Source organism: Microbacterium imperiale, from assembly GCF_017876655.1.
GTDB lineage: Bacteria > Actinomycetota > Actinomycetes > Actinomycetales > Microbacteriaceae > Microbacterium > Microbacterium imperiale.
In genome coordinates this window covers 276,189-297,627 of sequence record NZ_JAGIOK010000001.1, presented here as the reverse complement: position 1 = coordinate 297,627, position 21,439 = coordinate 276,189, and the positions used below count along the sequence as shown (strand labels likewise).

The 21,439-nt window shown below is 70.9% G+C and carries 22 protein-coding genes; 13 read left to right on the top strand and 9 right to left on the bottom strand.

Annotated features, from left to right (window positions below; all coding sequences use genetic code 11):
- Nucleotides 1-7 precede the first annotated feature (7 nt).
- From JOF37_RS01310 to JOF37_RS01295, 4 genes are read right to left on the bottom strand one after another with little or no spacing between them, the layout of a single operon-like run.
- Nucleotides 8-1,195 carry an ABC transporter permease gene (locus JOF37_RS01310; protein ID WP_210004411.1) on the bottom strand — a complete coding sequence of 396 codons (1,188 nt, stop codon included), beginning with the start codon at nucleotides 1,193-1,195 and terminating at the stop codon, nucleotides 8-10.
- Complete coding sequence (locus JOF37_RS01305; RefSeq protein ID WP_210004409.1) at nucleotides 1,192-1,890, bottom strand: ABC transporter ATP-binding protein; 699 nt, start codon at nucleotides 1,888-1,890, stop codon at nucleotides 1,192-1,194. Before JOF37_RS01305 ends, JOF37_RS01310 begins: the two co-directional genes overlap by 4 nt.
- The gene (locus tag JOF37_RS01300) at nucleotides 1,887-2,975 is read right to left on the bottom strand and encodes a peptidoglycan-binding domain-containing protein (protein WP_210004407.1); all 1,089 of its coding nucleotides are present in this window, start codon (nucleotides 2,973-2,975) and stop codon (nucleotides 1,887-1,889) included. Before JOF37_RS01300 ends, JOF37_RS01305 begins: the two co-directional genes overlap by 4 nt.
- Nucleotides 2,972-3,697, bottom strand: coding sequence for a hypothetical protein (locus JOF37_RS01295; protein WP_210004405.1), 726 nt, complete (start codon nucleotides 3,695-3,697; stop codon nucleotides 2,972-2,974). Before JOF37_RS01295 ends, JOF37_RS01300 begins: the two co-directional genes overlap by 4 nt.
- A 106-nt stretch (nucleotides 3,698-3,803) precedes the next feature.
- Between JOF37_RS01295 and JOF37_RS01290 the strand changes: the two genes are divergently transcribed.
- Genes JOF37_RS01290 through JOF37_RS01275 form a run of 4 tightly spaced genes read left to right on the top strand, consistent with a single transcriptional unit; the run spans nucleotide 3,804 to nucleotide 7,869 of the window.
- Nucleotides 3,804-4,472, top strand: coding sequence for a response regulator transcription factor (locus JOF37_RS01290; protein ID WP_210004403.1), 669 nt, complete (start codon nucleotides 3,804-3,806; stop codon nucleotides 4,470-4,472).
- A complete protein-coding gene (locus JOF37_RS01285) occupies nucleotides 4,469-5,695 on the top strand; it encodes a sensor histidine kinase (RefSeq protein WP_210004402.1) in 1,227 nt (408 codons plus the stop codon). Before JOF37_RS01290 ends, JOF37_RS01285 begins: the two co-directional genes overlap by 4 nt.
- Before the next feature lie 31 nt (nucleotides 5,696-5,726).
- A complete protein-coding gene (locus JOF37_RS01280) occupies nucleotides 5,727-7,025 on the top strand; it encodes a M20/M25/M40 family metallo-hydrolase (RefSeq protein WP_210004400.1) in 1,299 nt (432 codons plus the stop codon).
- Between the two features lie 10 nt (nucleotides 7,026-7,035).
- Nucleotides 7,036-7,869 (top strand): undecaprenyl-diphosphate phosphatase, encoded by an 834-nt coding sequence (locus JOF37_RS01275; RefSeq protein ID WP_210004398.1) that lies wholly within the window; start codon nucleotides 7,036-7,038, stop codon nucleotides 7,867-7,869.
- An 18-nt stretch (nucleotides 7,870-7,887) separates the two neighbouring features.
- Here the strand turns inward: JOF37_RS01275 and JOF37_RS01270 are convergent, their stop codons facing one another.
- Nucleotides 7,888-8,751, bottom strand: coding sequence for a PAC2 family protein (locus JOF37_RS01270; protein WP_210004396.1), 864 nt, complete (start codon nucleotides 8,749-8,751; stop codon nucleotides 7,888-7,890).
- 102 nt (nucleotides 8,752-8,853) lie between these two features.
- Here JOF37_RS01270 and JOF37_RS01265 point away from each other — a divergent pair, with 102 nt between their 5' ends.
- The 9 genes from JOF37_RS01265 (at nucleotide 8,854) to lnt (ending at nucleotide 18,681) form a co-directional block, all read left to right on the top strand.
- Nucleotides 8,854-9,534: an HAD family hydrolase gene (locus JOF37_RS01265; RefSeq protein ID WP_210004394.1), complete on the top strand. Its 681-nt coding sequence runs from the start codon at nucleotides 8,854-8,856 to the stop codon at nucleotides 9,532-9,534.
- Nucleotides 9,531-10,544 (top strand): tRNA (adenine-N1)-methyltransferase, encoded by a 1,014-nt coding sequence (locus JOF37_RS01260; RefSeq protein ID WP_210004392.1) that lies wholly within the window; start codon nucleotides 9,531-9,533, stop codon nucleotides 10,542-10,544. Before JOF37_RS01265 ends, JOF37_RS01260 begins: the two co-directional genes overlap by 4 nt.
- Before the next feature lie 9 nt (nucleotides 10,545-10,553).
- Nucleotides 10,554-11,498, top strand: a complete 945-nt coding sequence (locus JOF37_RS01255) for an FKBP-type peptidyl-prolyl cis-trans isomerase (RefSeq protein ID WP_210004390.1) — start codon at nucleotides 10,554-10,556, stop codon at nucleotides 11,496-11,498.
- Nucleotides 11,499-11,534: 36 nt separating this feature from the next.
- On the top strand, nucleotides 11,535-12,536 hold the full coding sequence (locus tag JOF37_RS01250; protein ID WP_210004389.1) for a helix-turn-helix transcriptional regulator: 1,002 nt from the start codon (nucleotides 11,535-11,537) through the stop codon (nucleotides 12,534-12,536).
- Nucleotides 12,533-13,495: a helix-turn-helix transcriptional regulator gene (locus JOF37_RS01245; protein ID WP_210004387.1), complete on the top strand. Its 963-nt coding sequence runs from the start codon at nucleotides 12,533-12,535 to the stop codon at nucleotides 13,493-13,495. Before JOF37_RS01250 ends, JOF37_RS01245 begins: the two co-directional genes overlap by 4 nt.
- Nucleotides 13,496-13,566: 71 nt before the next feature.
- On the top strand, nucleotides 13,567-13,815 hold the full coding sequence (locus JOF37_RS01240) for a twin-arginine translocase TatA/TatE family subunit (protein ID WP_210004385.1): 249 nt from the start codon (nucleotides 13,567-13,569) through the stop codon (nucleotides 13,813-13,815).
- 66 nt (nucleotides 13,816-13,881) lie between these two features.
- A complete protein-coding gene (tatC, locus tag JOF37_RS01235) occupies nucleotides 13,882-14,661 on the top strand; it encodes a twin-arginine translocase subunit TatC (protein ID WP_210004384.1) in 780 nt (259 codons plus the stop codon).
- A gap of 26 nt (nucleotides 14,662-14,687) precedes the next feature.
- A complete protein-coding gene (locus JOF37_RS01230) occupies nucleotides 14,688-17,132 on the top strand; it encodes a DEAD/DEAH box helicase (protein WP_210007624.1) in 2,445 nt (814 codons plus the stop codon).
- 10 nt (nucleotides 17,133-17,142) lie between these two features.
- On the top strand, nucleotides 17,143-18,681 hold the full coding sequence (gene lnt, locus JOF37_RS01225) for an apolipoprotein N-acyltransferase (RefSeq protein WP_210004382.1): 1,539 nt from the start codon (nucleotides 17,143-17,145) through the stop codon (nucleotides 18,679-18,681).
- A 55-nt stretch (nucleotides 18,682-18,736) separates the two neighbouring features.
- Here lnt and JOF37_RS01220 read toward each other — a convergent pair whose 3' ends face one another.
- From JOF37_RS01220 to JOF37_RS01205, 4 genes are all read right to left on the bottom strand, one after another.
- Complete coding sequence (locus JOF37_RS01220; protein WP_210004380.1) at nucleotides 18,737-19,099, bottom strand: RNA polymerase-binding protein RbpA; 363 nt, start codon at nucleotides 19,097-19,099, stop codon at nucleotides 18,737-18,739.
- A 109-nt stretch (nucleotides 19,100-19,208) separates the two neighbouring features.
- The gene (locus tag JOF37_RS01215) at nucleotides 19,209-19,979 is read right to left on the bottom strand and encodes a glycerophosphodiester phosphodiesterase family protein (RefSeq protein WP_210004377.1); all 771 of its coding nucleotides are present in this window, start codon (nucleotides 19,977-19,979) and stop codon (nucleotides 19,209-19,211) included.
- Nucleotides 19,976-20,902 carry an SPFH domain-containing protein gene (locus JOF37_RS01210; protein ID WP_210004374.1) on the bottom strand — a complete coding sequence of 309 codons (927 nt, stop codon included), beginning with the start codon at nucleotides 20,900-20,902 and terminating at the stop codon, nucleotides 19,976-19,978. The genes JOF37_RS01215 and JOF37_RS01210 overlap by 4 nt, the downstream gene beginning before the upstream one ends.
- Nucleotides 20,895-21,380 (bottom strand): NfeD family protein, encoded by a 486-nt coding sequence (locus JOF37_RS01205; protein ID WP_210004371.1) that lies wholly within the window; start codon nucleotides 21,378-21,380, stop codon nucleotides 20,895-20,897. Before JOF37_RS01205 ends, JOF37_RS01210 begins: the two co-directional genes overlap by 8 nt.
- Between the last annotated feature and the right edge of the window lie 59 nt (nucleotides 21,381-21,439).

The following is a 21,439-nucleotide window of genomic DNA, read 5'->3' as shown; positions in this document are numbered from 1 at the left end:
TTGCGTCCTACGACGATCGCAGCGCGGCCGTCGGGGCGAGCCGTGCCGCGCGCACCGCCGGCTGCAATCCGGCGAACGCCCCGACCATGACCGACACGATGGGTGCTAGCAGGATGGTCGCGATCGGCAGTGCGAGCGGCTGTCGCAAAACGGCCGCCGTGGCTGCAGCGCCGGCGACGCCGAGCAGGATGCCGCCGGCCCCGCCCAGCAGCGAGAGCATGGCGGACTCGGTCACGAATTGCGTCGCGATCTGCCCGGGTCGGGCGCCGAGCGACCGACGTAGCCCGATCTCGCCGCGCCGCTCCATGACCGACACGAGCATCGTGTTGGCGATGCCCACGCCGCCGACGAGCAGCGCGATGCCGCCGAGTGCGAGCCCGAGGGTCGCGAGCGAGTCGTCCGCGACGGCACGGGCCTGCAAGAGGTCCGCGGCGCGGGTCACCGACGCGTAGGGTGACCCGGGCGAGGCCGCAGCGGCGAGGATGGCGCTGACGTCCGCCAGCCGGCCGGGCTCGGCGCGGACGTACACCGCCGCGATCTCGGGGTCGTCACCGGCACGAAGGTGCTCGGCGATCCAACGGTCGCCGAGGAACACGGCGGCGTCGAGGGAGTCGACGATCCCGGCGGGGGCGAGGATGCCGATGACGCCGTACCACTCGCCCCCGATCAGCACGCGGTCACCCGCACGATCGATCCCCAGGCGCTCGGCGGCGGTGGCGCCGAGGACCGCCGTGGGCAGCGAACGGGAGGCGTCGTCGAACCACCGCCCCGAGACCACGGTGGCATCCAACGCAGCCAGGAGATTGGGCCTGGCGACGGCGACCGTCACGCCGCTGGTCTCGGTGCGGGGGATGAGGTGCGTGCGGTACACCGCGAGGCCCGGCGGCGCGGTCTCGACGACGCCGACCCGCGCCACACCGTCCTGGCGTGCGATGGTCTCGGGCGCGGTGCCCGGAAGGGGGACGGGCTTGCGGTCGGGGCCTTCACCGGGAGCCACGACCGCGAGGTCGGCGCCGAGCGCGTCGAACTCTGCGAGCAGGTGCGCACGGTTCGACGCGGCGGCTCCCGTGAGCGCGATCATCGCGGCGATGCCGAGCGCGACGCCCAGTGCTGCCAACATCGTGCGCTGGGGTCGCGCGGCGACTCCGAGCCAGGCGGTGCCGACGACGTCGCGCACGCGCAGACGGCCGCTCATGATGCGCTCCTCCGACGTGCGGCATCGTCGCGGACCCGGCCGTCGGTGATCCGCACACGTCGTGCGAACGATGCCGCGATGTCGTTGTCGTGGGTGACGATGACGACGGTCGTCCCGCGCTCCGTCAGGCCGGCCAGCAGATCGACCACGCCCGCGCTCGTGACGGAGTCCAGCGCTCCGGTCGGCTCGTCCGCGAACAGGACCGCGGGCTCGCGGACGAGGGCGCGGGCGATCGCGACGCGCTGCTGTTCGCCGCCCGAGAGCTGCGTCGGTCGGTGATCGAGGCGGTGCCCGAGGCCGACGTCGCGGAGTGCCGCGGCGGCCCGGGCGCGGCGCGCGCGCAGCGGCACCCCGGCGTAGAGCAGCCCCGTCGCCACGTTGTCGAGCGCGCTGAGCGCCGGCAGAAGGTGGAACTGCTGGAAGACGAAGCCGATGCGCGTGGCCCGGATGCGGGAGCGCTCGCGTTCGCTCATCGACGCGGTCGCCACGCCGTCGACCTCGACCCGGCCCGAAGTGGGATCGTCCAGCATCCCCAGGATCGCCAGCAGCGTGCTCTTGCCCGAGCCTGAGGCTCCGACGACGGCGATCTGCTCACCGGCGTGGATGGTCAATGACACGGGATGAAGCACGGTCGTCGGCGGCGGGCCCGGATACGTCTTGGACACCTGGTCGGCCCGGATCACGCTTGTGCTCATCGTGCCAGCACCACCCGGTCACCCGGTTCCAGGGCAGCTCCGGCGGCGCCCTCGATCTCGTCGCCGCTGCTGCGGATCTCGACCCGGGCGTCGCCGACGCGACCGATCGTCACGGCGATGCGTTCGGCCCCGTCGTCGCGCAGACGTTCGACGGCGTATCCGCCGCCGGCCGTGGCGATGAGGGCGTGCACCGGGACCACGAGCGTCGGCTCCTCCTCGTCGTCGTGCACGATCGTGACCCGAACGTCGCCGGCGCCGGCAGCCGCCACGGCATCCTGATCGGCCACGTCGAGGATCGCGGTCGGGGGAGTGCGGTCGCCCCCGTCCGCGCCGGTGGGCTGACCACCCGGATCGACCGCGGCGACGCTGGCGTCGGTCACGGAGCCGTCGGGCAGCTCGATCGAGGCCGCCGTCCCGACCTGCACCCGGCGCGCCTGAGCCGGCGTCAGGGCCGCCGACGCCCGGAGGTCGGTGGCGGTGTAGGTGCCGGGGCTGGTCGCCCCGTCGCCGGCTCGCGCGGTGACCTGCGCGATCCGGATGCGGGCGGTGTCGGCGACGACGACGCTCGCCGGCGAGAAGACGCCGTCCTGCGGCAGCCCCGCGCTGCGCTGCCACGCCCGCACGGCCTGATCCGTGCGCCAGTCGAAGCGACCGTCGTCGCGGCCCGGTTCGAAGCCGAGGTCGCGCAGGTTCGTCTGCAGCTGTCGGACGTCCTCGCCGGCCGAGCTCTCGGTCGACAGCTCCCGCCAGAACGGCCGCTCGCCCGAGAAGAGGACGACCGGCTTGCCCTCCACCTCGTACACCGGCTGCCCTCGTTCGACGATCTGACCGGCCGAGGGCAGCCGGGTGATCATGCCGGAGCTCGCCGGAAGCGGCTGCGGGGTGCCGTAAGCGAGCTGCCCGTTCAATCGCAGCTGGGCAGCCAACGTGGTGCGCTCGACCACGGCGGTGACAGGGGTGGCCCCGTCGTCACCGGCCTCGGTGTCGGTCGATGTCGCTCGGCCTGCGGCGATGCCCCCCACCACGAGCGTTGCTCCCACCAGCACCGCGGCCCCGACCGTCCAGGCTCTGCCGGGACGACTCATGAGGGCACCCGCCGCGTTGAGGTGTCCCCGGTCGTTGCCGCCTCCGCGAACTCGTCGAGCACGGCGGTCCAGTCGAAGCTCAGGTCACCGGTGACGGACCAGCCGAGCCCGGCGGGGTAGTCCGTGGGCGGACACGCCGCGAGCAGGGCGCGGAACTCGCTCTCGGTCAGGCTGGGCGGCAGGACGATGCTGCCCCCGCTTTCGGGGTCGGGGTCGGCGAGCCACGCGAACCCCGCGTCGCGCGCGCATCGGGTGAATGCGAGTGCCTCGGCCAGGGCATCCGCTCCCTCGTCCGCGGCGCCACCCGGCACCGATACGGCCGGCTGGGCGAAGTCCGGATGGTCCGTCTCGCACGCGGCGTACGCGTCGCGCGCGGCGGCATCGTCCTCGAAGAACTCGGCGTCGGCGGGCGCGACCCACGTGCCGTCCTCGTCCGACAGGGTGAGCAGAGCGCCGATGCCGACGTTCTCGGCGGTGTCGTCTTGACCGGGGCCGGCGACGCGGACCACGACGTAGCCCGGATCGACCGCTTTCGCGGGTACGCCCGCCGCGGCCAGGCACGCGGCGAAACGGCCGGCGCCGGCGCCATCACCGGGTGCGACGTCGTCGGGCGTGGGGCTGCACCCCGCGAGCGCGAGGGCGAGCGCGAACGCGGTTCCGAGCAGGCAGGCCGAGCGGATCGGACGAGTGAGCGTGTGCTGTGGGAATGTCGTGTTTCTCATGAGCCCACCGTGCCGAGCAGGGTGTCAACGGGATGTCTGCCTCGCCTTGACCGAGCCTTGACCCGTCACTGGCAGAGTGGATGGCGCGGAACGGAGAGGGGGATGCATGCAGATCCTGGTGGCGGAGGACGAGCGCGTTCTGGCCGACGCCCTCGCCGACGGTCTGCGCCGGGAGGGGTACGCCGTCGACGTCGCGTATGACGGGTTCACCGCGCTCACGGCCTTCGCCGAGCGCGAGATCGATCTGCTGATCCTCGACCGTGACCTGCCCGGTCTGACGGGCGACGCCGTGTGTCGTTCGCTGCGCTCCGAGGGTCATCCCGTGCGCATCCTCATGCTCACGGCGGCGGGAGCTCTCGGCGACCGCGTCGCGGGACTGGATCTCGGAGCGGACGACTACGTCACCAAGCCGTTCGCGTACATCGAGCTGCTCGCTCGCATCCGCGCCCTCGCCCGGCGCGCCGCCCCGACGCTCGACGCGGTGCTCGACGGCGGCGGCATCCGGATGGACACCGTTCGTCGCGTCGTCGAACGCGACGGGCGGCCGGTATCGCTGACGCCGAAGGAGTACGGCGTGCTGGAGTGCCTGCTGCGGGCGGACGGCGGGTGGGTCCTGACCGGCGAGCTGCTCTCGGAGGTGTGGGACCACGGGGGCGATCGCGACCCGGCGATCGTCAAGGCGACCGTCCACAACCTGCGGCGCAAGCTCGGGCCGGACGCTCCGATCGAGTCGGCCGTGGGGCGCGGCTACCGCATCGGGGCGGAGGACGCGTGACGCTCGTTCGGCCGTGGAGCTTCCGGGCGAAGCTCGCGACGCTCATCGCCGGCGTGTTCATCGCAGGCGGCGCGGTGCTGCTGACCGTGCAGTTCCTGTTGGTGCAGCAGCTCTTCGCCGAAGGGATCAGCACCATCTCGACCGGGTGCATCGTGAGCGAGGGATTGTCCGACGGTCAACCCCGAACCGAGAGCGAGCTCGCCTGCGAGATCGTCTCGGGCCCCGACGCGGGCACGGCGCCGGGGGAGCAGTACGAGTCCATCGTGACGGAGCAGACCACGCAGCTGTCGGAGGAGGTGCTGTCGGGTTTGCTGGGCTGGTCGATCGTGGTGCTGATCGGCTTCGCCGCCCTGGCCGCGTCGGCGGGATGGTGGCTGTCGCGGCGTTCCCTCGGGCGTATCGCGGCCGTCATCGCGACCACCCGTGAGATCACCCGCGGCGATCTGCATCGCCGGTTGGAGCTCGAGGGCCCGCGCGACGAGATCAAAGAGCTGGGCGACACCATCGACGGCATGCTCGACCGGCTCGACGATGCGTTCCAGCGCCAGGAGCGATTCATCGCGAGCGCATCGCACGAGTTGCGCACGCCCCTGACGACGACGCGCGCCCTGCTCGAGATCCCGCTCGAGCAGGGGCGCGTCCCCGCCGAGCTCGAGCCCACGGTGCGCCAGGCGCTCGAGGCCAACGCCCGCAGCGAGCGGCTGATCGCCGCCTTGCTGACGCTCACCTACGCCGTCCCGCGCGCAGCCGACGACGACACTCCCGCCACGCCGCTCGACGACGTCGTCGCCGACGCGCTGGCCGAAGGCGCGGACGCGATCGCCGCGAAGCAGCTCGCGGTGCTGGTCGACGTGCCGCCGCTGGCTGCGCGGGCGGACCCCGCCCTCCTCGGCATCGCGGTGGGCAACGTCATCAGCAACGCCGTACGCCACAACCGGCCCGCCGGGCGTCTCGAGGTCACCGCCGAGGTCGAGGGGGAGCACCTGCGTCTGGTCGTCGGAAACGACGGCGCCGTGCTGACGCCGGCCGAGGTCGCGCGATTCACCGAGCCGTTCCACCGTGGCAGCAGCACCCGCCTCGCGGGGCCGGGCCTGGGGCTGGGGCTGACGCTCGCCGAGGCGGCGCTGCGGGCGCTCGGCGGTTCGCTCGCGCTCGAAGCGCGGGCCGAGGGAGGCCTGCGCGTGGTGCTCACCGCGCCTCGCGCACCCGAGCCGCTGTCATGACCGGAACGGCTTCGCGACTACCGTGGAACCCATGTCCGAGAACGACGATCTGCCTGAGGTCGCCCGCGTTGCGCGGGACCTGATCCGCTTCGACACGACGAACTTCGGCGAGGGCCGTTCGCGGGGCGAGCGTGAGGCCGCCGAGTACGTCGGCGCGTATCTCGAAGGCCTGGGCCTGCGTCCCGAGTACTACGAACCGATCCCGCGTCGCACGAACGTGTCGGTGCGGATCCCGGGACGCAACCGCGACAAGCCCGCGCTGGTGCTCCACGGCCATCTGGACGTCGTCCCCGCCGTCGCGGAGGACTGGAGCGTCGACCCGTTCGGCGGCGTCGTCCGCGACGGGATGCTGTGGGGTCGGGGCGCGGTCGACATGAAGGACATGGACGCGATGATCCTCACGTCCGTCGCGAGCCTGCTGCGCGCGGGGGAGCAGCCCGAGCGCGACCTGGTGGTGACCTTCTTCGCCGACGAGGAGAACGGCGGCGTCGAGGGCTCGCAGCTCGTCGTCCGCGATCGGCCGGAGTGGTTCGCCGGCGCGACCGAGGCGATCAGCGAGGTCGGCGGCTACTCCATCGGCGTCGACGGGCACCGCGCGTACCTGCTGCAGGTGGGCGAGAAGGCGCTCGTGTGGCTGCGCCTGCACGCCACGGGCCGGGCGGGCCACGGCAGCCGGCTGCATCCCGACAACGCGATCACGCGCGTCGCGGAAGCGGTCGCGGCGCTCGGGCGCGCACGCTGGCCGATCGAGCTCACGGCCACGACGGAGCGTCTCGTGGCCGACCTCGCGCGCCTGAGCGGACGCGATGGCGCCGACCCGGACGCGGTCGTCGAGGCGACCGGTGCCACGTCGGCCTTCCTCGCCTCGACCTTCCGGACGACGGCCAACCCCACCGGTCTGACCGCCGGCTACAAGCACAACGTCATCCCGGATGCCGCTTCGGCTGCCATCGACGTGCGCACGCTCCCCGGGCAGGAGGACGCCGTCCTCGCCGAGATCCAGCGCATCGTCGGCGACGACATCCGGATCGAGATCGTGCACCGGGACATCGGGCTCGAGGTGCCGTTCGCGGGCTCCCTGGTCGACTCCATGGTCGCCGCGCTCGGTCGCCACGATCCCGGCGTGCCGGTGCTGCCGTACCTGATGGGGGGCGGAACCGACAACAAGGCGCTGGCGGAACTCGGCATCGCCGGATTCGGCTTCGCGCCGCTGCGCCTCCCGGCCGATCTCGACTTCACCGGTATGTTCCACGGGGTCGACGAACGCGTCCCGATCGACGCGCTCGTCTTCGGGCAGCGCGTGCTCACCGATCTCATCCGCACGTACTGAAAGGCGCCCCATGCAGCTTCTCGAGGCGATCATCCTGGGCATCATCCAGGGCCTGACCGAGTTCCTGCCGATCTCTTCCAGCGCTCATCTGCGCATCGTGGGAGAGTTCCTGCCCTCGGCGCAGGATCCCGGCGCGACCTTCACCGCCATCACGCAGATCGGCACAGAGCTGGCCGTGCTCGTCTACTTCTGGAAGAAGATCACGCGCATCATCGGCCGCTGGTTCCGCTCGTTCACCGGCTCGGTGCCGCGCGACGACGCCGACGTCCGCCTCGGTTGGATCGTCATCATCGGCACGCTGCCGATCGGTGTGCTCGGCTTCCTCTTCCAGGACGTCATCCGCGACACCTTCCGCAACCTCTGGCTGGTGGCGATCGTCCTGATCGTCTTCGGTCTGCTCCTCGGCGCCGCCGACGCCCTCGGCCGCCGCGTGCGCACCGAGAAGGATCTCACCTACGGCCACGGCCTCGCGCTCGGCTTCGCCCAGGCATTGGCCCTCATCCCCGGCGTGTCCCGCTCCGGCGCCACCACGACGATGGGGCTGACCCTCGGCTACACGCGGCCGGCCGCGGCCGAGGTCGCCTTCCTGCTCGCCGTCCCCGCCGTCTTCGGCAGCGGCTTCTACGAGCTGCTGCAGGCGATCCGCGAACCCGGCGCCTCGGTGTTCACGCTGACCGAGACGGCGGTGGCCACGGTCGTCGCGTTCGGCGTCGGGCTGGCCGTCATCGCGTTCCTGATGCAGTACCTCAAGCGCGGCAGCTTCCTGCCGTTCGTGCTGTACCGGGTCGGGCTCGGCGTCGTGCTGATCGTCCTGCTCTCGATGGGCGTGCTGCAGGCGTCCTGAGCCGCCGCGGGGGCCGCGTCAGCGGTGCGGTCCCCGCCCCAGCCCGCGGCCGTCGCCGTCACCGCGGTGACGCAGGTACTTCTCGAACTCCTGCGCGATCGCGTCGCCGGAGGCCTCGGGCGAGTCCCACGTGTCGCGTGTCTGTTCCAGCTGGCGGATGTACTCCGTCATCTCCTCGTCGTCGGCGGCGGCCGCGTCGATGGTCGCCTCCCACGCGAGCGCGTCGCCGGGCAGCGAGCCGCGGGCGATCTTCGCGCCGGTGATGCCCTCGAGCCGGTCGAGCAGGGCGAGCGTCGCCTTGGGCGAGGGGGAGTGCCCGGCGACGTAGTGCGGGACGCTCGCCCAGAGGGCGGCCGTGGGGATGCCGGCTTCCTCGGCGGCCGCCGCGATGACGGAGAGGATGCCGACGGGTCCTTCGTACGTCGAGCGCTCGAGGCCGAGTGCCGTGCGCAGTTCGTCGTTGTCACTGCCGCGGAAGACGGTGATGGGCCGCGTGTGCGGCACGTCGCTCATCATCGAGCCGAGGGCCACGAGTCCCGTGATGTCCTCGCTGAGAGCCGCGTCCACCAGCTCGGCCGCGAACGACTTCCACGCGCGTGCAGGCTCGGCGCCGCTGAGCACCCACAGCCGGGTTCCGCGGGCCGTCGCCTGGGGGCGCCAGATGGTCGCCTCGGGCCAGCGCAGCGACCGCCGGCCGTCCGCGTCGGCCTCGATCTGGGGCCGCGTGTACATGTAGTCGAAATAGAGCTCGGGATCGACCGAGTAGACCGGCTCGTACGGGCGTGACTCGCGCAGCTGGGTCGCAGCGGCCGTCGCAGCTTCGCCGGCGTCGTTCCATCCGTCGAAGGCGACCACGAGAACCCGACGTCCCAGACTGTTCACCCGTCCTCCTTCCGAGAGGTTCTGCTCCACGATACGCCGCGCCTGCTCGGGCCGGGGCGGGGGCGCGCGGCGCCGCGACCGCGCGTCGGTAACATGGGGCGGATGACCTCTCCCGCTCCTGCCGCCGTCCTGTGGGACATGGATGGCACCCTCGTCGACACCGAACCGTACTGGATGGCCGCGGAGGGGCCGCTCGTCGCGAGCTTCGGGGGCGTCTGGACGCACGAGCAGGCGCTGTCGCTCGTCGGGCTGGGCCTCGAAGACTCCGCCCGCATCCTGCAGGCAGCGGGTGTTCGGATGGAGACCCGTGAGATCATCGATCACCTCACCGACACCGTCTCATCTCGCCTGCGCGCCGAGGGCGCGCCGTTCCGCCCGGGCGCGCGCGAACTCCTCGCCGGCCTCCGTCAGGCCGGCATCAAGACGGCGCTCGTGACGATGTCGATGCGGCGGATGGCCGAAACCGTCGTCTCGGCCATCCCGTTCGAGGCCTTCGATGTCGTGATCGCCGGCGACGACGCGGTCCGCCCCAAGCCGCATCCCGACCCCTATCTGCAGGCCTGCCGAGCGCTCGGCGTCGACGTCGCCGAGACGGTGGCGATCGAGGACTCCCCGAACGGTCTGCGTTCGGCGGTCGCTTCCGGGGCCGTCGCGCTGGGCGTCCCGCTCATGGTCCCGCTCGCGGGAATCGGCGCGCACGCCCTCTGGGACTCCCTCGACGGACGCACCGTCGCCGATCTGACCGACCTGTACACCAGCCACCGACTCGGAGCCCCCGCATGACCGACGACCTCCAGCCCCGCGGGCCTTTCCGCTACGGCGACCGCGTTCAGCTGACCGGACCCAAGGGGCGGATGCACACCATCACTCTCCGCGAAGGTGGCGAGCTGCACACGCACCACGGCGTGCTGCGTCACGACGTCCTGGTGGGCCAGCCCGACGGATCGGTCGCGACCAACAGCGGCGGGCACGAGTACCTCGCGCTCCGGCCGCTGTTGCGCGACTTCGTCATGTCGATGCCCCGCGGCGCGGCGATCGTCTACCCGAAGGATGCGGCGCAGATCCTCGCGGCCGGCGACATCTTCCCCGGCGCGACCGTCGTCGAGGCGGGAGTCGGCTCGGGCGCCCTGTCGCTGTGGCTGCTGCGCGCCATCGGCGCCGAGGGACGGCTGCTCTCGTTCGAGCGGCGGGCTGAGTTCGCCGAGGTGGCCGAAGCCAACGTCACGACCTTCACCGGGTCGCGTCCGAGCAACTGGGATGTCGTCGTCGGCGACCTCGTCGAGAGCCTGCCGGATGCCGTCGCCCCGGGCAGCGTGGATCGCGTGGTCCTCGACATGCTCGCCCCGTGGGAGTGCATCGACGCCGTCGCGGACGCCCTCGCCCCGGGCGGCGTGGTCCTCTGCTACATCGCCACGGCGACGCAGCTGAGCCGCGTCGCGGAGTACGTCCGCGGCACCGGCCTGTTCACCGACCCGGAGGCCTCCGAGACGATGATCCGCGGCTGGCACGTCGAAGGCCTCGCGGTGCGCCCCGACCATCGGATGGTCGCCCACACGGGGTTCCTGCTGACAGCGCGTCGCCTCGCGCCGGGTGCGGTGCCACCCGATGTGCGCAAGCGCGCGCTGAAGAAGCCGAGCTACGCGGACGAGGACGTCGAGCTGTGGACGCCCGGCGCCGTCGGCGACCGCGAGATCACCGACAAGAACCTGCGCAAGCGGATGCGCGAGGCCCAGCGCGCCGCCGACGGTGCGCGCATCGCCGCCGGGTCCGGCGGGCAGGACGAGTCCGCGTAGACTGCTGCGGTGCGTAGGATCCTCGCCGCCGCCGGCGCTCTCTCGTTGACCGTTGTCGCTCTGACGGCTTGCTCGACACCGTCGGGCGGTTCCGCTTCGTGCCTTCGGGAACCGGCTGACTCGAGCGCTCTCGACCTCGTGCAGGTCGGAGAGGCTCCCGTCGGCACCGAGCCCGAGATCAGCCTCGGCGCACCCGTGCACGTCGACGGGCTGGCAGCTCGCGACCTCGTCGTCGGCGACGGCCGCGCCATCACGTCTGACGCTCAGGACGTCGTCTTCGATCTGACGGTCATCGACGGCTCCTCCGGTGCCCCGATCGCGGCTTCCGGCTACAGCGGCGACCTCTCGCAGGTCTATCCGCTCGACAACTGGGAGGCGACCTTCCCGGGCCTGGTCGACGCGCTCGCGTGCGCGACCGAGGGGTCGCGGGTCGTCATGGCGCTGGGTCCCGACGAGGTCACCGCCGACACCCGCGCACGCTTCGGGATGGGACCGGACGCCACGACCGTCGTGGTCCTCGACCTGCAGAAGGTGTACCTCGCCGCGGCGGACGGCGCCGAGCAGTTCAACGACCGGTCCGGGATGCCGTCGGTCGTCCGCGCCCCCGACGGCCGCCCGGGGATCGTCGTCCCCGACGCCGAGCCGCCGGCGGAGGTCGCCGTCGAGGTGCTCAAGAAGGGCGACGGACCCGAGGTGACCGGCGATGTCCCGGTGCGCGTCCACTACACCGCCGTCAGCTGGAGCGACCAGCAGGTCGTCGACACGACGTGGGGGAGCGGTTCGCGCCCCCTCATGATCGACAGCATGGGTGACTCGTTCGCGGACGCGCTGCGCGGTCAGCCGGTGGGGTCGCAGGTACTCGCCGTGATCCCGGGCGACGACGGCGCCGCGGGCGCCACGGGCGACACCCTCGTCTACGTCATCGACATCCTCGGCCTCGATCCCGCCGCCTGAGTCGGCCCACGCTCGGTCGCGCCTAGAATCGAAGGCGTGTCCAGCCCCTCACCACGCGTGCCTCCGGAAGAGCGTCTGGTGAACCTCGTCGTGGCGCTCATGGCCACCGAACAAGGGCTGACGAAGGACACCATCCTCAGCTCGGTCTCGGGTTACCGGGAGCAGAACGAGGGCGGTGCCCGCAAGGACGCGCTCGAGAAGATGTTCGAGCGCGACAAGGAGAACCTCCGCGGCCTCGGCGTACCGATCGAGACGATCGGCGACTACGCCGACCCCGACGATCTGCGCGAGGCCCGCTATCGGATCCCGCCGACCGAGTATGCGCTGCCCGACGACATCGAGTTCACCCCGGCCGAGCTGGCTGTGCTGACGCTCGCGGGCGGCGTGTGGGAGGAGGGGTCGCTCTCGGCGGGCGCCCGTTCCGGTCTGCGCAAGATCCGATCGCTCGGAATCGACGTCGACGAGCCGATCATCGGCTACGCGCCGCGCATCACGCTGCGCGAGTCATCCTTCCTGCCCTTGCAACGCGCGATGGAGCAGGCCCGCGAAGTCGCCTTCGATTACTTGCGTCCCGGGTCCGACCAGCCGCGTCGCCGTCAGGTGCGCCCCTACGCCCTGCTTGATTTCGAGGGCCGCTGGCACCTCTTCGCCTTCGACACGAACGTCGGCGCGGAGCGCACCTTCCTGCTCTCCCGCATCTGCTCCGACGTGGTCACGACCCGCCGGTCGTTCGATCCGTCGGCGCTCGCGGGGGCGGGGGAGCGGGCTCTTGCCGGACTCCGCGATCTCGCGGCGCGCCAGCGCGCCGTCGTCGAGGTCGCCGCCGGCACCGAGGCCGCGGTCCGGCTCGGCCGCCGCGCCGTGACCGGCGCCGACGTACCGAGCGGCCTGAGCATCCCGTACGTCGATCTCCAGGTGCTCGCGGACGAGCTGGCCTCGTACGGACCAGAGGTGCGCGTGATCGCGCCTGTCGAACTGCGGGATGCCGTCGTCGAGCGGCTTCGCGGTGCGCTGCAGCGGTCGGAGGTGCGGGCATGAGCGCGCAGCCGATCGTCGCCACCGACCGGGCCGCGCTGATCCTGCAACTCGTCCCGTATCTGATCGCCGCCGGCGAGGTGACCGTCGAGCAGGCGGCCTGTGACTTCGAGGTGTCCGCCGAGCAGATGCGCGAGATGGTGCGCAAGCTCACGGTGATCGGTCTGCCGGGCGAAGGCGGGTTCTGGCAGATGGCCAACGACCTCTTCGACATCGACTGGGACCTGCTCGAACGTGAGGACCGGATCGTCATCACCAACTCCGTCGGGCTCGAGCGCTCACCGCGGTTGACGGCACGCGAGGCGGCGGCCCTCCTCGCCGGTCTCCAGCTCGCGGCATCGCTCCCGGGAGTCGGCGACAGCGACGTCATGCAGGGGCTCCTCGCCAAGCTCGCCCGCGGCGCGGGTCAGACTCCGGCCGAGGTGATCATCGCGCCGGCGCCCGTCGACGAGGTGCGCGAGACGGTGGCGCGCGCGCTGCGCGAGCGCGTGGCGGTGTCGTTCACGTATCGCGCGCCCGATGCGCCGGGGCCGACGAAGCGCACGGTCGACCCGGTGAAGGTCTCGATCTCGGATGGGCAGTGGTACCTGCAGGGCTGGTGCCACATGCGTCGGGCGATGCGCACCTTCCACCTCGACCGCATCGCGGATGCCGAAGCGACGCAGATACCCGCAGTGCATGCTTCCGAACCGGTGCCCGAGTTGTTCCAGCCCGGCGAGGACGAGGTCGTCGCCGAGATCCGATTCCCCGTGGCGGCGACGGCCGCCGTCGGGGAGTACCTCGCCAACGCCGAGGTGCGCGCGGACGGCCCCTGGCGGATCGCTCGCATCCGGGTCGCGGACGCACGGTCGCTCAAGCGCCTCGTCGCCCGTGCCGGCGGCGCCATCGAGATCGTTGCACCGATCGACGCACGACGAGCGGCGCACGACTGGGCGAGCGCGGCGTTGGATCTGTACGAATAATCACGTGCGCGTCCGGCTGCCTCTCCGGATGCCCGGGTTAGACTGGGCGAAACGAGCGACGAGGAGACGCTATGGGCAATCTTTTCGCAGGGCCGCACCTGTGGGTCCTACTCATCGTCATCCTGCTGCTGTTCGGCGCGGCCAAGCTGCCGGCGCTGGCGAAGAGCATGGGCCAGTCCGCCCGCATCTTCAAGGGTGAGCTGAAGGCCATGAAGGAAGACGACGCCTCCGCCGGAACGACGGCGCCTGCGACGGTCGACTCCACGCCGAGCGATAAGCCGGCGGACCCGAAGAGCGGTCCCGCCGCGCCCACTCCGTAGCCCCGCGTGGTCACAGCTGAGCGCACGCGCTCAGGGGCGGAGGGCGGCCCCCGGCGCGACAAGCGCATGTCCCTCGGGCAGCACCTCATCGAGCTGCGGCGGCGCCTCATCATCGCGGCGATCGCCCTGGTCGCCTCGATGGTCGCGTCCTTCTTCCTCACCGACTGGATCATCTGGGCCATGACCGAGCCCATCCGGCTCGTCGCCGAGCAGCGCGGTGACGGCGAGGCCGTCAAGCTCATGTACTCGACGATCACCGGGCCGTTCGACATGCGCCTGCGCATCTCGTTCTCGGTCGGCATCATCCTCTCGGCACCGATCTGGTTGTGGCAGATCTGGGCGTTCCTGATGCCCGGTCTGACCCGTAAAGAGGTTCGCTACACCGTCGGTTTCGTCTCGGCGGCGGTGCCGCTCTTCTTCGCGGGCGTGCTCACCGGCTGGCTCGTCATGCCCCACATCGTCGAGATCATGGCGACGTTCTCGCCCGAGTCGTCCGCGAACTTCTACGAGGGCAAGTACTACTACGACTTCGTGTTCAAGCTGCTCCTCGTGGTCGGCATCGCCTTCGTCATCCCGGTGTTCCTCGTCGCCCTGAACTTCGCCGGCATCATGAGCGGCAAGGCGATCCTGAAGGGCTGGCGCGTCGCGATCCTGGTCGCCGTGATCTTCTCGGGTCTGGCGACCCCGGCCGCCGACATCGTCAGCATGCTCATGCTCGCGGCGATCCTCACCGTCCTCTACTTCGCGGCGGCGGGTCTGTCGTTGCTGCTCGACTTCCGCCGTTCGCGGCGTGCGCCCGAGCTCACGGTTCCGGGGCCGATGCCGACGACGGATCCGATCCCGTGAGCGGCCCGAGCCCCGCCGAACGGTATATGGCCGCGCAGTCGGCCCGTGCGCATCCGCTGACATCCGCCTTCGCAGAGAATCAGCGCTTCTCGCTCGACCCGTTCCAGATCGCCGGATGTCAGGCCCTCGAGGATGGGCGCAGCGTTCTGGTGGCGGCTCCCACCGGCGCGGGGAAGACCATCGTCGGCGAGTTCGCGATGCACCTGGCCATGCGCGAGCCCGACGCGAAGGCGTTCTACACGACGCCCATGAAGGCGCTGTCGAACCAGAAGTTCCGCGAGCTCGTGGACGTCTACGGGCCCGACGAGGTCGGGCTGCTCACCGGCGACACGAACATCAACGGCAACGCCCGCATCGTCGTGATGACGACTGAGGTGCTGCGGAACATGTTGTACGCGGACTCCCCGGCTCTTCGCGGCCTGCGATACGTCGTGATGGACGAAGTGCACTACCTCGCCGACCGCTTCCGCGGGGCGGTGTGGGAAGAGGTCATCATCCACCTCCATCGCTCGGTGCGGATGGTCGCGCTGTCGGCGACGGTGTCCAACGCCGAGGAGTTCGGCGACTGGCTCGACACGGTGCGCGGTGACACGGCGGTCGTCGTATCCGAGATCCGGCCCGTTCCCCTCGAGCAGCATGTCCTGGTGCGGGGCGACCTCCTGCCGCTCTTCGACGATCGCGCCGGCGTCGCCACGGCCCGGGTCAATCAGGAGCTCATGCGGCTTCGGTCGCCGCAGGGTCCGCGCTCCGACCGCGACCGCCGGACGCAGGGCTATCGCTCCGGGGGCGGGCGAGAGGCGCACCGCGGTCAGCGGCGCGACCGGAACGCGCCGCGTCCGGGCGGCATGCAGCGGATGGAGCGCTTGGACCGGCCGGATGTTGTCGGCCTCCTCGCCCGCGCGAATCTTCTGCCTGCGATCTTCTTCATCTTCAGCCGGGCGGGTTGCGATGGAGCCGTCCAACAGCTGCGACGTTCGCGGGTGCGGCTGACGACGCCCGAGGAGCGCGACGAGATCCGCGAGGTCGTCGAGCGGCGCACGCGCGCGCTGGCGGAGGAGGATCTCGCGGTTCTCGGTTTCTGGGAGTGGCGCGAGAACCTCGAGCGGGGTGTGGCGGCGCACCACGCCGGCCTGCTGCCCGCCTTCAAGGAGGTGGTCGAGGAGCTGTTCCAGCGCAAGCTCGTGAAGGTGGTGTTCGCCACCGAGACGCTCGCTCTCGGCATCAACATGCCGGCGCGCACCGTCGTGCTCGAGAAGCTCGAGAAGTTCAACGGCGAAGCCCGCGTCGCGATCACGTCGGGGGAGTACACCCAGCTCACCGGTCGCGCCGGGCGACGGGGCATCGATGTCGAGGGGCATGCCGTCATCCAGTGGAGTGAGGCGCTCGACCCGCAGGCGGTGGCAGCTCTCGCCTCGCGCCGCACCTACCCGCTGAATTCGAGCTTCCGGCCCACCTACAACATGGCGGTGAACCTCATCGACCGGTTCGGGCGGGAGCGGGCCCGGGAAGTGCTGGAGTCCTCGTTCGCGCAGTTCCAGGCCGACCGGTCGGTGGTCGGTCTCGCCCGTCAGGTGCGCGACAAGGAGCAGACCCTCGAGGGGTACGCCCGTTCCATGACCTGCGACCGGGGCGACTTCGCCGAGTACTCCGGCATCCGTCGCGAGTTGAGCGACCTCGAGAAGCTCAACCGCAACGACCGCACCGCCCCGGCCCGGGTGCGCCAGCGTCGGCAGGACGAGCTCGCGCTCCTGCGGCGCCGGATGCAGCGGCATCCATGCCACGGCTGCCCCGACCGCGAGCACCACGCGCGGTGGGCCGAACGCTACTGGCGCTTGCGGCGCGACGTCGAGAAGCTGCGGCAGCAGATCGACACCCGCACGGGGACCGTGGCCCGGGTGTTCGACCGCGTCGTCGACGTCCTCGCGGCGCTCGAATACGTCCGGATCGATGAGGACGGCGCGACCTCGCTGACGCCGGCCGGCGCGACCATGCGGCGCATCTACGGCGAACGCGATCTGCTCGTCGCCGAAGCGCTGCGGCGGGGACTGTGGCGCGACCTCGATCCGGCGGGCATGGCCGCGCTCGCCTGCTCGCTGGTCTACGAACCGCGTCGCGAAGGCGACGGGCCGGGCGAGTACGGGCTACCGCGCGGCGCGTTCCGCACCGCCCTGTCTGCCACCCAGGAACTGTGGGCGGTGCTGGACGATCTCGAACGCGACCACCAGCTGCCCGGGTCCGAGCCCGTCGCGACCGGCTTGGCGGGCGCGATGCACTCCTGGGCGCGGGGGGCCATGCTCGACCGCGTACTCGTCGAGGCGGATATGGCCGCCGGTGACTTCGTCCGCTGGGCGAAGCAGACGATCGACCTGCTCGACCAGCTCTCGCTGGTCGCGGACGGGCCTGTGGCGCGTACCGCCCGGGCCGCGCTCGAGGCGGTGCGACGCGGCATCGTCTCATACTCCGGCGTTTAGGCTCGACACCGTGGCCGATTCGCCCGGGGCCCGCTCGCGCCCTCTCATCCCGCTGTGGCTGGCGCTCGTCGCCGCGCTCGTGGGTGGTGCCGTGCTCGACGCCGCGTTCCCCGACATCGGCTGGTGGCCGCTCGCCTTCGTCGGTGTGGCGTTCTCACTCGTCGGGCTCGTCGGTCGGTCGGTGGGCGGGGCGGTCGCCGTCGGCGCCGTGTTCGGCGCTTCGTTCTACTTCATCCACATTTCCTGGATCACCCGATACCTCGGGCCTCTGCCGTGGTTCGGTCTGGCCGGGATCGAGACCCTGTTCATGGCTCTCGGCTCCATCCCGATCGCACTGGCCTACCGCTGGCTCCCGCGGGTCGCGCCGGGGTGGTGGGGGCGCTTCGTCGCGCTGCCGGCCCTCGTGGCGGGGTTGTGGACCGCCCGAGAACTGTTCATGGGCTCCTGGCCGTACACCGGCTTCCCGTGGGGGCGGATCGGGATGAGTCAGTCCGAGAGCCCCCTCGCCCACATCGCGTCATGGACGGGCGTCTCGGGGCTGACCTTCCTCATGGTCTTCGTCGCAGCGGCCGGCATCGAGTGGGGCCGCGCCGGTCGGTGGCGTGAGTTGCGCACGGCCCTTCCCGCCCTCGCTGTCATCGTCGTCCTGGTCGTGACCCCGGCGTTCCCGACGGCGGACGCGGGCACGTATCGCATCGGCTCGGTGCAGGGAAACGGCCCCGCGGGCTACTTCGACGATCGCGAGCCGTACGGCGTGTTCCGGGCGCAGCTCGAGGCGACCGAGGCGATCATCGACGAGCCGATGGATCTGCTCGTGTGGCCCGAGGGCGGTATCGATGCCGATCCGTTGGCCAACGCGTCGGTCGCTCGTGCCCTCGACCGCCTCTCGGAGCGCGTCGAGGCGCCCCTGCTGGTCAACGCGGCGACGACGCGCGGCGAGAACAGCTTCAACACCTCCATGCTGTGGCGCGCCGGGGCCGACAACCCGGTCGCGATCCACGACAAGTCCCGGCCGGTGCCGATGGGCGAGTACGTGCCAGACCGCTGGTTCTTCGAGATGATCGTGCCCGATCTGATCGGTCTGATCCAGCGCGAGTACACACCGGGGACCAACCCGCCCTTCATCGACGTCGACGGCGTGGGGCTCGGCCTCGCCATCTGCTTCGACGTGCTGTACGACGACGTGATCTGGGCGGGGGCACGTGAGGGCGCCCAGGTCTACGTGTTCCAGACGAACAATGCCGACTTCCGTGACACCGACGAGAATCTTCAGCAGCTCGCCTTCGCGCGGATGCGCGCGATCGAGACCGGACGCTCGGTCGTCAACATCTCGACAGTGGGCACGAGCCAGGTGATCGCACCGGACGGAAAAGAGCTCGACGGGCTGCCCGCCGCCGAAGCCGGAGCGATGATCACCGACGTGCCGCTGCGGACCGGGCTCACGCCGGCCGTGGTGCTCGGGGGAGCGGTGCAGGTCGTCCTCGGGTGGGGGAGTGCTGCAGCGCTCGTCGTGATCGGCCTCATCGCCGGAATCAAGCGGCGCCGGTGAAACGACAGTGCCGGCCCCCCGAAGGAGCCGGCACTGTGGGCGCGGAGCGGGAAGCTCAGGCGCTGAGGCGCGAACCGCGGCGCTCCCGGAGCATGGCGAGACGCTCCTCGAGGAGCTCTTCGAGCTCGGGGATCGTCCGACGCTCCAGCAGCATGTCCCAGTGGGTGCGGGCGGCCTTGTCGCCCGAGTGGTCGACCTCGACGAGGCCCTCGCCCACGCGCAGCAGAGCCTCGGCGCCGCACGCGCGGCATTCCCAGGTCTCGGGCGCTTCGGCGTCGGCCGCGAACGTCATGACGGTCTCGTGCGCACAGCGCGAGCACACGTACGTGTGGTTGATCCGGTCGTGGAAGACGACGCCCTCTTCGCTCTGTAGGCTCGAGGCGCCGAGTCGGATGCCGCGCAAACTGCGGTCTGCCATTGTGTGGTCCTCTCGTCGGCTATCAGTTGTAACGTGCGCGGCTGTGTGCATCATCCGAATGAGTGAATCTCGGCCGGGTTTCACAGCCGATGTTCAGCGTGTCGGGATATCAGCGTGAACCGTTGATGACGGCCAGTGCGCGATCGACGCGATCGGTCACCAGCCCGTCCACTCCGGCGGCCAGCAAGCGGCGCATGTCGTCCGCGTCGTTCACGGTCCAGACGTGCACCTCGACGCCGGCGCGATGCGCCGCGCGGATGAGGCGGGGAGAGACGACCCGGATCGGCCCCCGTCGTTCGGGTACCTGGATCGCATCGATGCCGCGCAGCGCGCGGCGTATCAACCATGGCACACCGACGGTGGCCGCGGCGACGAAGGCCGCGACGCGCGTCGTGCCGGCCGAGGTCGCGGGACGCCCGCCGAGTCGCGACGCCGACCGCATCGCGGAGACGCGACGCCGCTCCGAGAAGCTCGTGAGCAGCACGCGGTCGGCGTGCGGCGCGACGATGCGTCCGACCTCTTCGGCGGCGCCCTCGGCCTTCACGTCGAGGTTGAAGCGCAGCGTCGGAAAAGCCTCGAGCGCCTGAGCGAGCGTGACGAGTCCGCCGCGTTCGGCCATCAGCAGCTCGAGCTCGCGATCGCCGACATCCGACACGCTCCGGTGATCGCCCGCGACCCGCGCGAGATCGGCGTCGTGGAACAGGATGACCGTGCCGTCGGCGCTCACATGGCAGTCCGACTCGACGTAGGGCACTCCCGCCGCGTGCGCCGCCGCGAAGGCGGCGAAGGAGTTCTCGACGACGCCCTCCGCGTCGGGCGGGACGAACCCGCGGTGAGCGAAGACGCGTGGGCGGTCGGGTGCGAAGAACGGGTGGGTCACGGCGTCGGGGGAGCCTGACGGTCGTCGCGACGACCGGCGAAGCCGGCGCTCATCCCCTTCAACGCCTCGGTGAATTCGCTCGGGATGATCCACAGCTTGCTGGAGGCGCTGTCGCTGATCTTCGGAAGGGTCTGCAGATACTGGTACGCCAGGAGCTTGTCGTCGGGGTTGCCGTCGTGGATGGCCTGGAACACCGACTGGATCGCCGCCGACTCGCCCTCCGCGCGCAGGATCTGAGCCTGCTTGTCACCCTCGGCCTTGAGGATCTCCGCCTGCCGGCGGCCCTCGGCCTCGAGGATCTGCGACTGCTTGGAGCCCTCGGCCGTGAGGATCGCGGCGCGACGATCGCGCTCCGCCCGCATCTGCTTCTCCATCGAGTCCTGGATCGAGGTGGGCGGGTCGATGGCCTTGAGCTCGACGCGGGATACGCGGATGCCCCACTTGCCGGTCGCCTCGTCGAGGACCACGCGCAGCTGACCGTTGATGTTGTCGCGGCTGGTGAGGGCTTCCTCGAGATTCAGGCCGCCCACGACGTTGCGGAGCGTCGTGGTCGTCAGCTGCTCGACGGCGCCGAGGTAGTTGTTGATCTCATAGGTGGCAGCGCGGGCATCCGTCACCTGGAAGTAGACGACGGTGTCGATCGAGACGACGAGGTTGTCTTCGGTGATCACCGGCTGCGGCGGGAACGAGACGACCTGCTCGCGCATGTCGACGAGGGGGAGGACGCGGTCGATGAACGGTACGAGGAGGTTCAGGCCGGGAGACAGCGTGCGCTGATATCGGCCCAGACGCTCCACCACCCCGGCGTACGCCTGCGGAATGATGCGGATCGCGCGGAAGAGCACGACGATCACGAAGATCGCGAGCACGACCAGCAGGACGATCACGAAGATCTGTCCGACGAAAGCGCCGACGTCAACCATGGGTGTTCTCCTTCGGGTCCGGTACGGCGGCGGCGACCTCGACGGTCGCACCTCGCACGGCGCGGACGACGAGGCGCGAGCCGACCTCGGCGTTTCTCTCTCCCTCGACCAGACGGGCCGTCCAGGTCTCGCCGTTGTCGAGCTTGACCGATCCGGCTCCGTCGACGAACGGCACGAGGACACGTGCTCCGATGCCGGCGAGAGCATCCACATTGGTGGGGATGTGCGCACTACTGCGATGCAGCAGACGCAGCAATAGGGGACGGATGGTGAACAGCAGCAGCGCCGAGACGGCCGCGGCAGCACCGACCTGGAGCCACCAGGGTGCCGAGAGGAGGTTCGCGCCGAGACCGCCCACGAGCGTTCCCCCGGCCAGCATGAGGAAGGTGAACTCGAGCGTGAGCAGCTCGACGATCACGAAGATCAAGGCCAGCACGAGCCACGCTATCCAGAGGTACTGCGTGAGATCGGGCAACATCGGCGCTCCTTCGTCCCTGACCCGAATCTATCAGTCGGGGGCGGTCGGAGGGCGGTTGA

Bases quoted from the DNA above. Each gene is read 5' to 3' on its own strand.
- JOF37_RS01300 (WP_210004407.1), bottom strand. From the start codon at position 2,975: ATGAGTCGTCCCGGCAGAGCCTGGACGGTCGGGGCCGCGGTGCTGGTG.
- JOF37_RS01220 (WP_210004380.1), bottom strand. From the start codon at position 19,099: ATGGCAGACCGCAGTTTGCGCGGCATCCGACTCGGCGCCTCGAGCCTA.
- JOF37_RS01265 (WP_210004394.1), top strand. From the start codon at position 8,854: ATGACCTCTCCCGCTCCTGCCGCCGTCCTGTGGGACATGGATGGCACC.
- JOF37_RS01275 (WP_210004398.1), top strand. From the start codon at position 7,036: ATGCAGCTTCTCGAGGCGATCATCCTGGGCATCATCCAGGGCCTGACC.
- tatC (WP_210004384.1), top strand. From the start codon at position 13,882: ATGTCCCTCGGGCAGCACCTCATCGAGCTGCGGCGGCGCCTCATCATC.
- JOF37_RS01295 (WP_210004405.1), bottom strand. From the start codon at position 3,697: ATGAGAAACACGACATTCCCACAGCACACGCTCACTCGTCCGATCCGC.
- JOF37_RS01205 (WP_210004371.1), bottom strand. From the start codon at position 21,380: ATGTTGCCCGATCTCACGCAGTACCTCTGGATAGCGTGGCTCGTGCTG.
- JOF37_RS01245 (WP_210004387.1), top strand. From the start codon at position 12,533: ATGAGCGCGCAGCCGATCGTCGCCACCGACCGGGCCGCGCTGATCCTG.
- JOF37_RS01240 (WP_210004385.1), top strand. From the start codon at position 13,567: ATGGGCAATCTTTTCGCAGGGCCGCACCTGTGGGTCCTACTCATCGTC.
- JOF37_RS01230 (WP_210007624.1), top strand. From the start codon at position 14,688: ATGGCCGCGCAGTCGGCCCGTGCGCATCCGCTGACATCCGCCTTCGCA.
- JOF37_RS01210 (WP_210004374.1), bottom strand. From the start codon at position 20,902: ATGGTTGACGTCGGCGCTTTCGTCGGACAGATCTTCGTGATCGTCCTG.
- JOF37_RS01280 (WP_210004400.1), top strand. From the start codon at position 5,727: ATGTCCGAGAACGACGATCTGCCTGAGGTCGCCCGCGTTGCGCGGGAC.
- JOF37_RS01260 (WP_210004392.1), top strand. From the start codon at position 9,531: ATGACCGACGACCTCCAGCCCCGCGGGCCTTTCCGCTACGGCGACCGC.
- JOF37_RS01305 (WP_210004409.1), bottom strand. From the start codon at position 1,890: ATGAGCACAAGCGTGATCCGGGCCGACCAGGTGTCCAAGACGTATCCG.
- JOF37_RS01310 (WP_210004411.1), bottom strand. From the start codon at position 1,195: ATGAGCGGCCGTCTGCGCGTGCGCGACGTCGTCGGCACCGCCTGGCTC.
- JOF37_RS01290 (WP_210004403.1), top strand. From the start codon at position 3,804: ATGCAGATCCTGGTGGCGGAGGACGAGCGCGTTCTGGCCGACGCCCTC.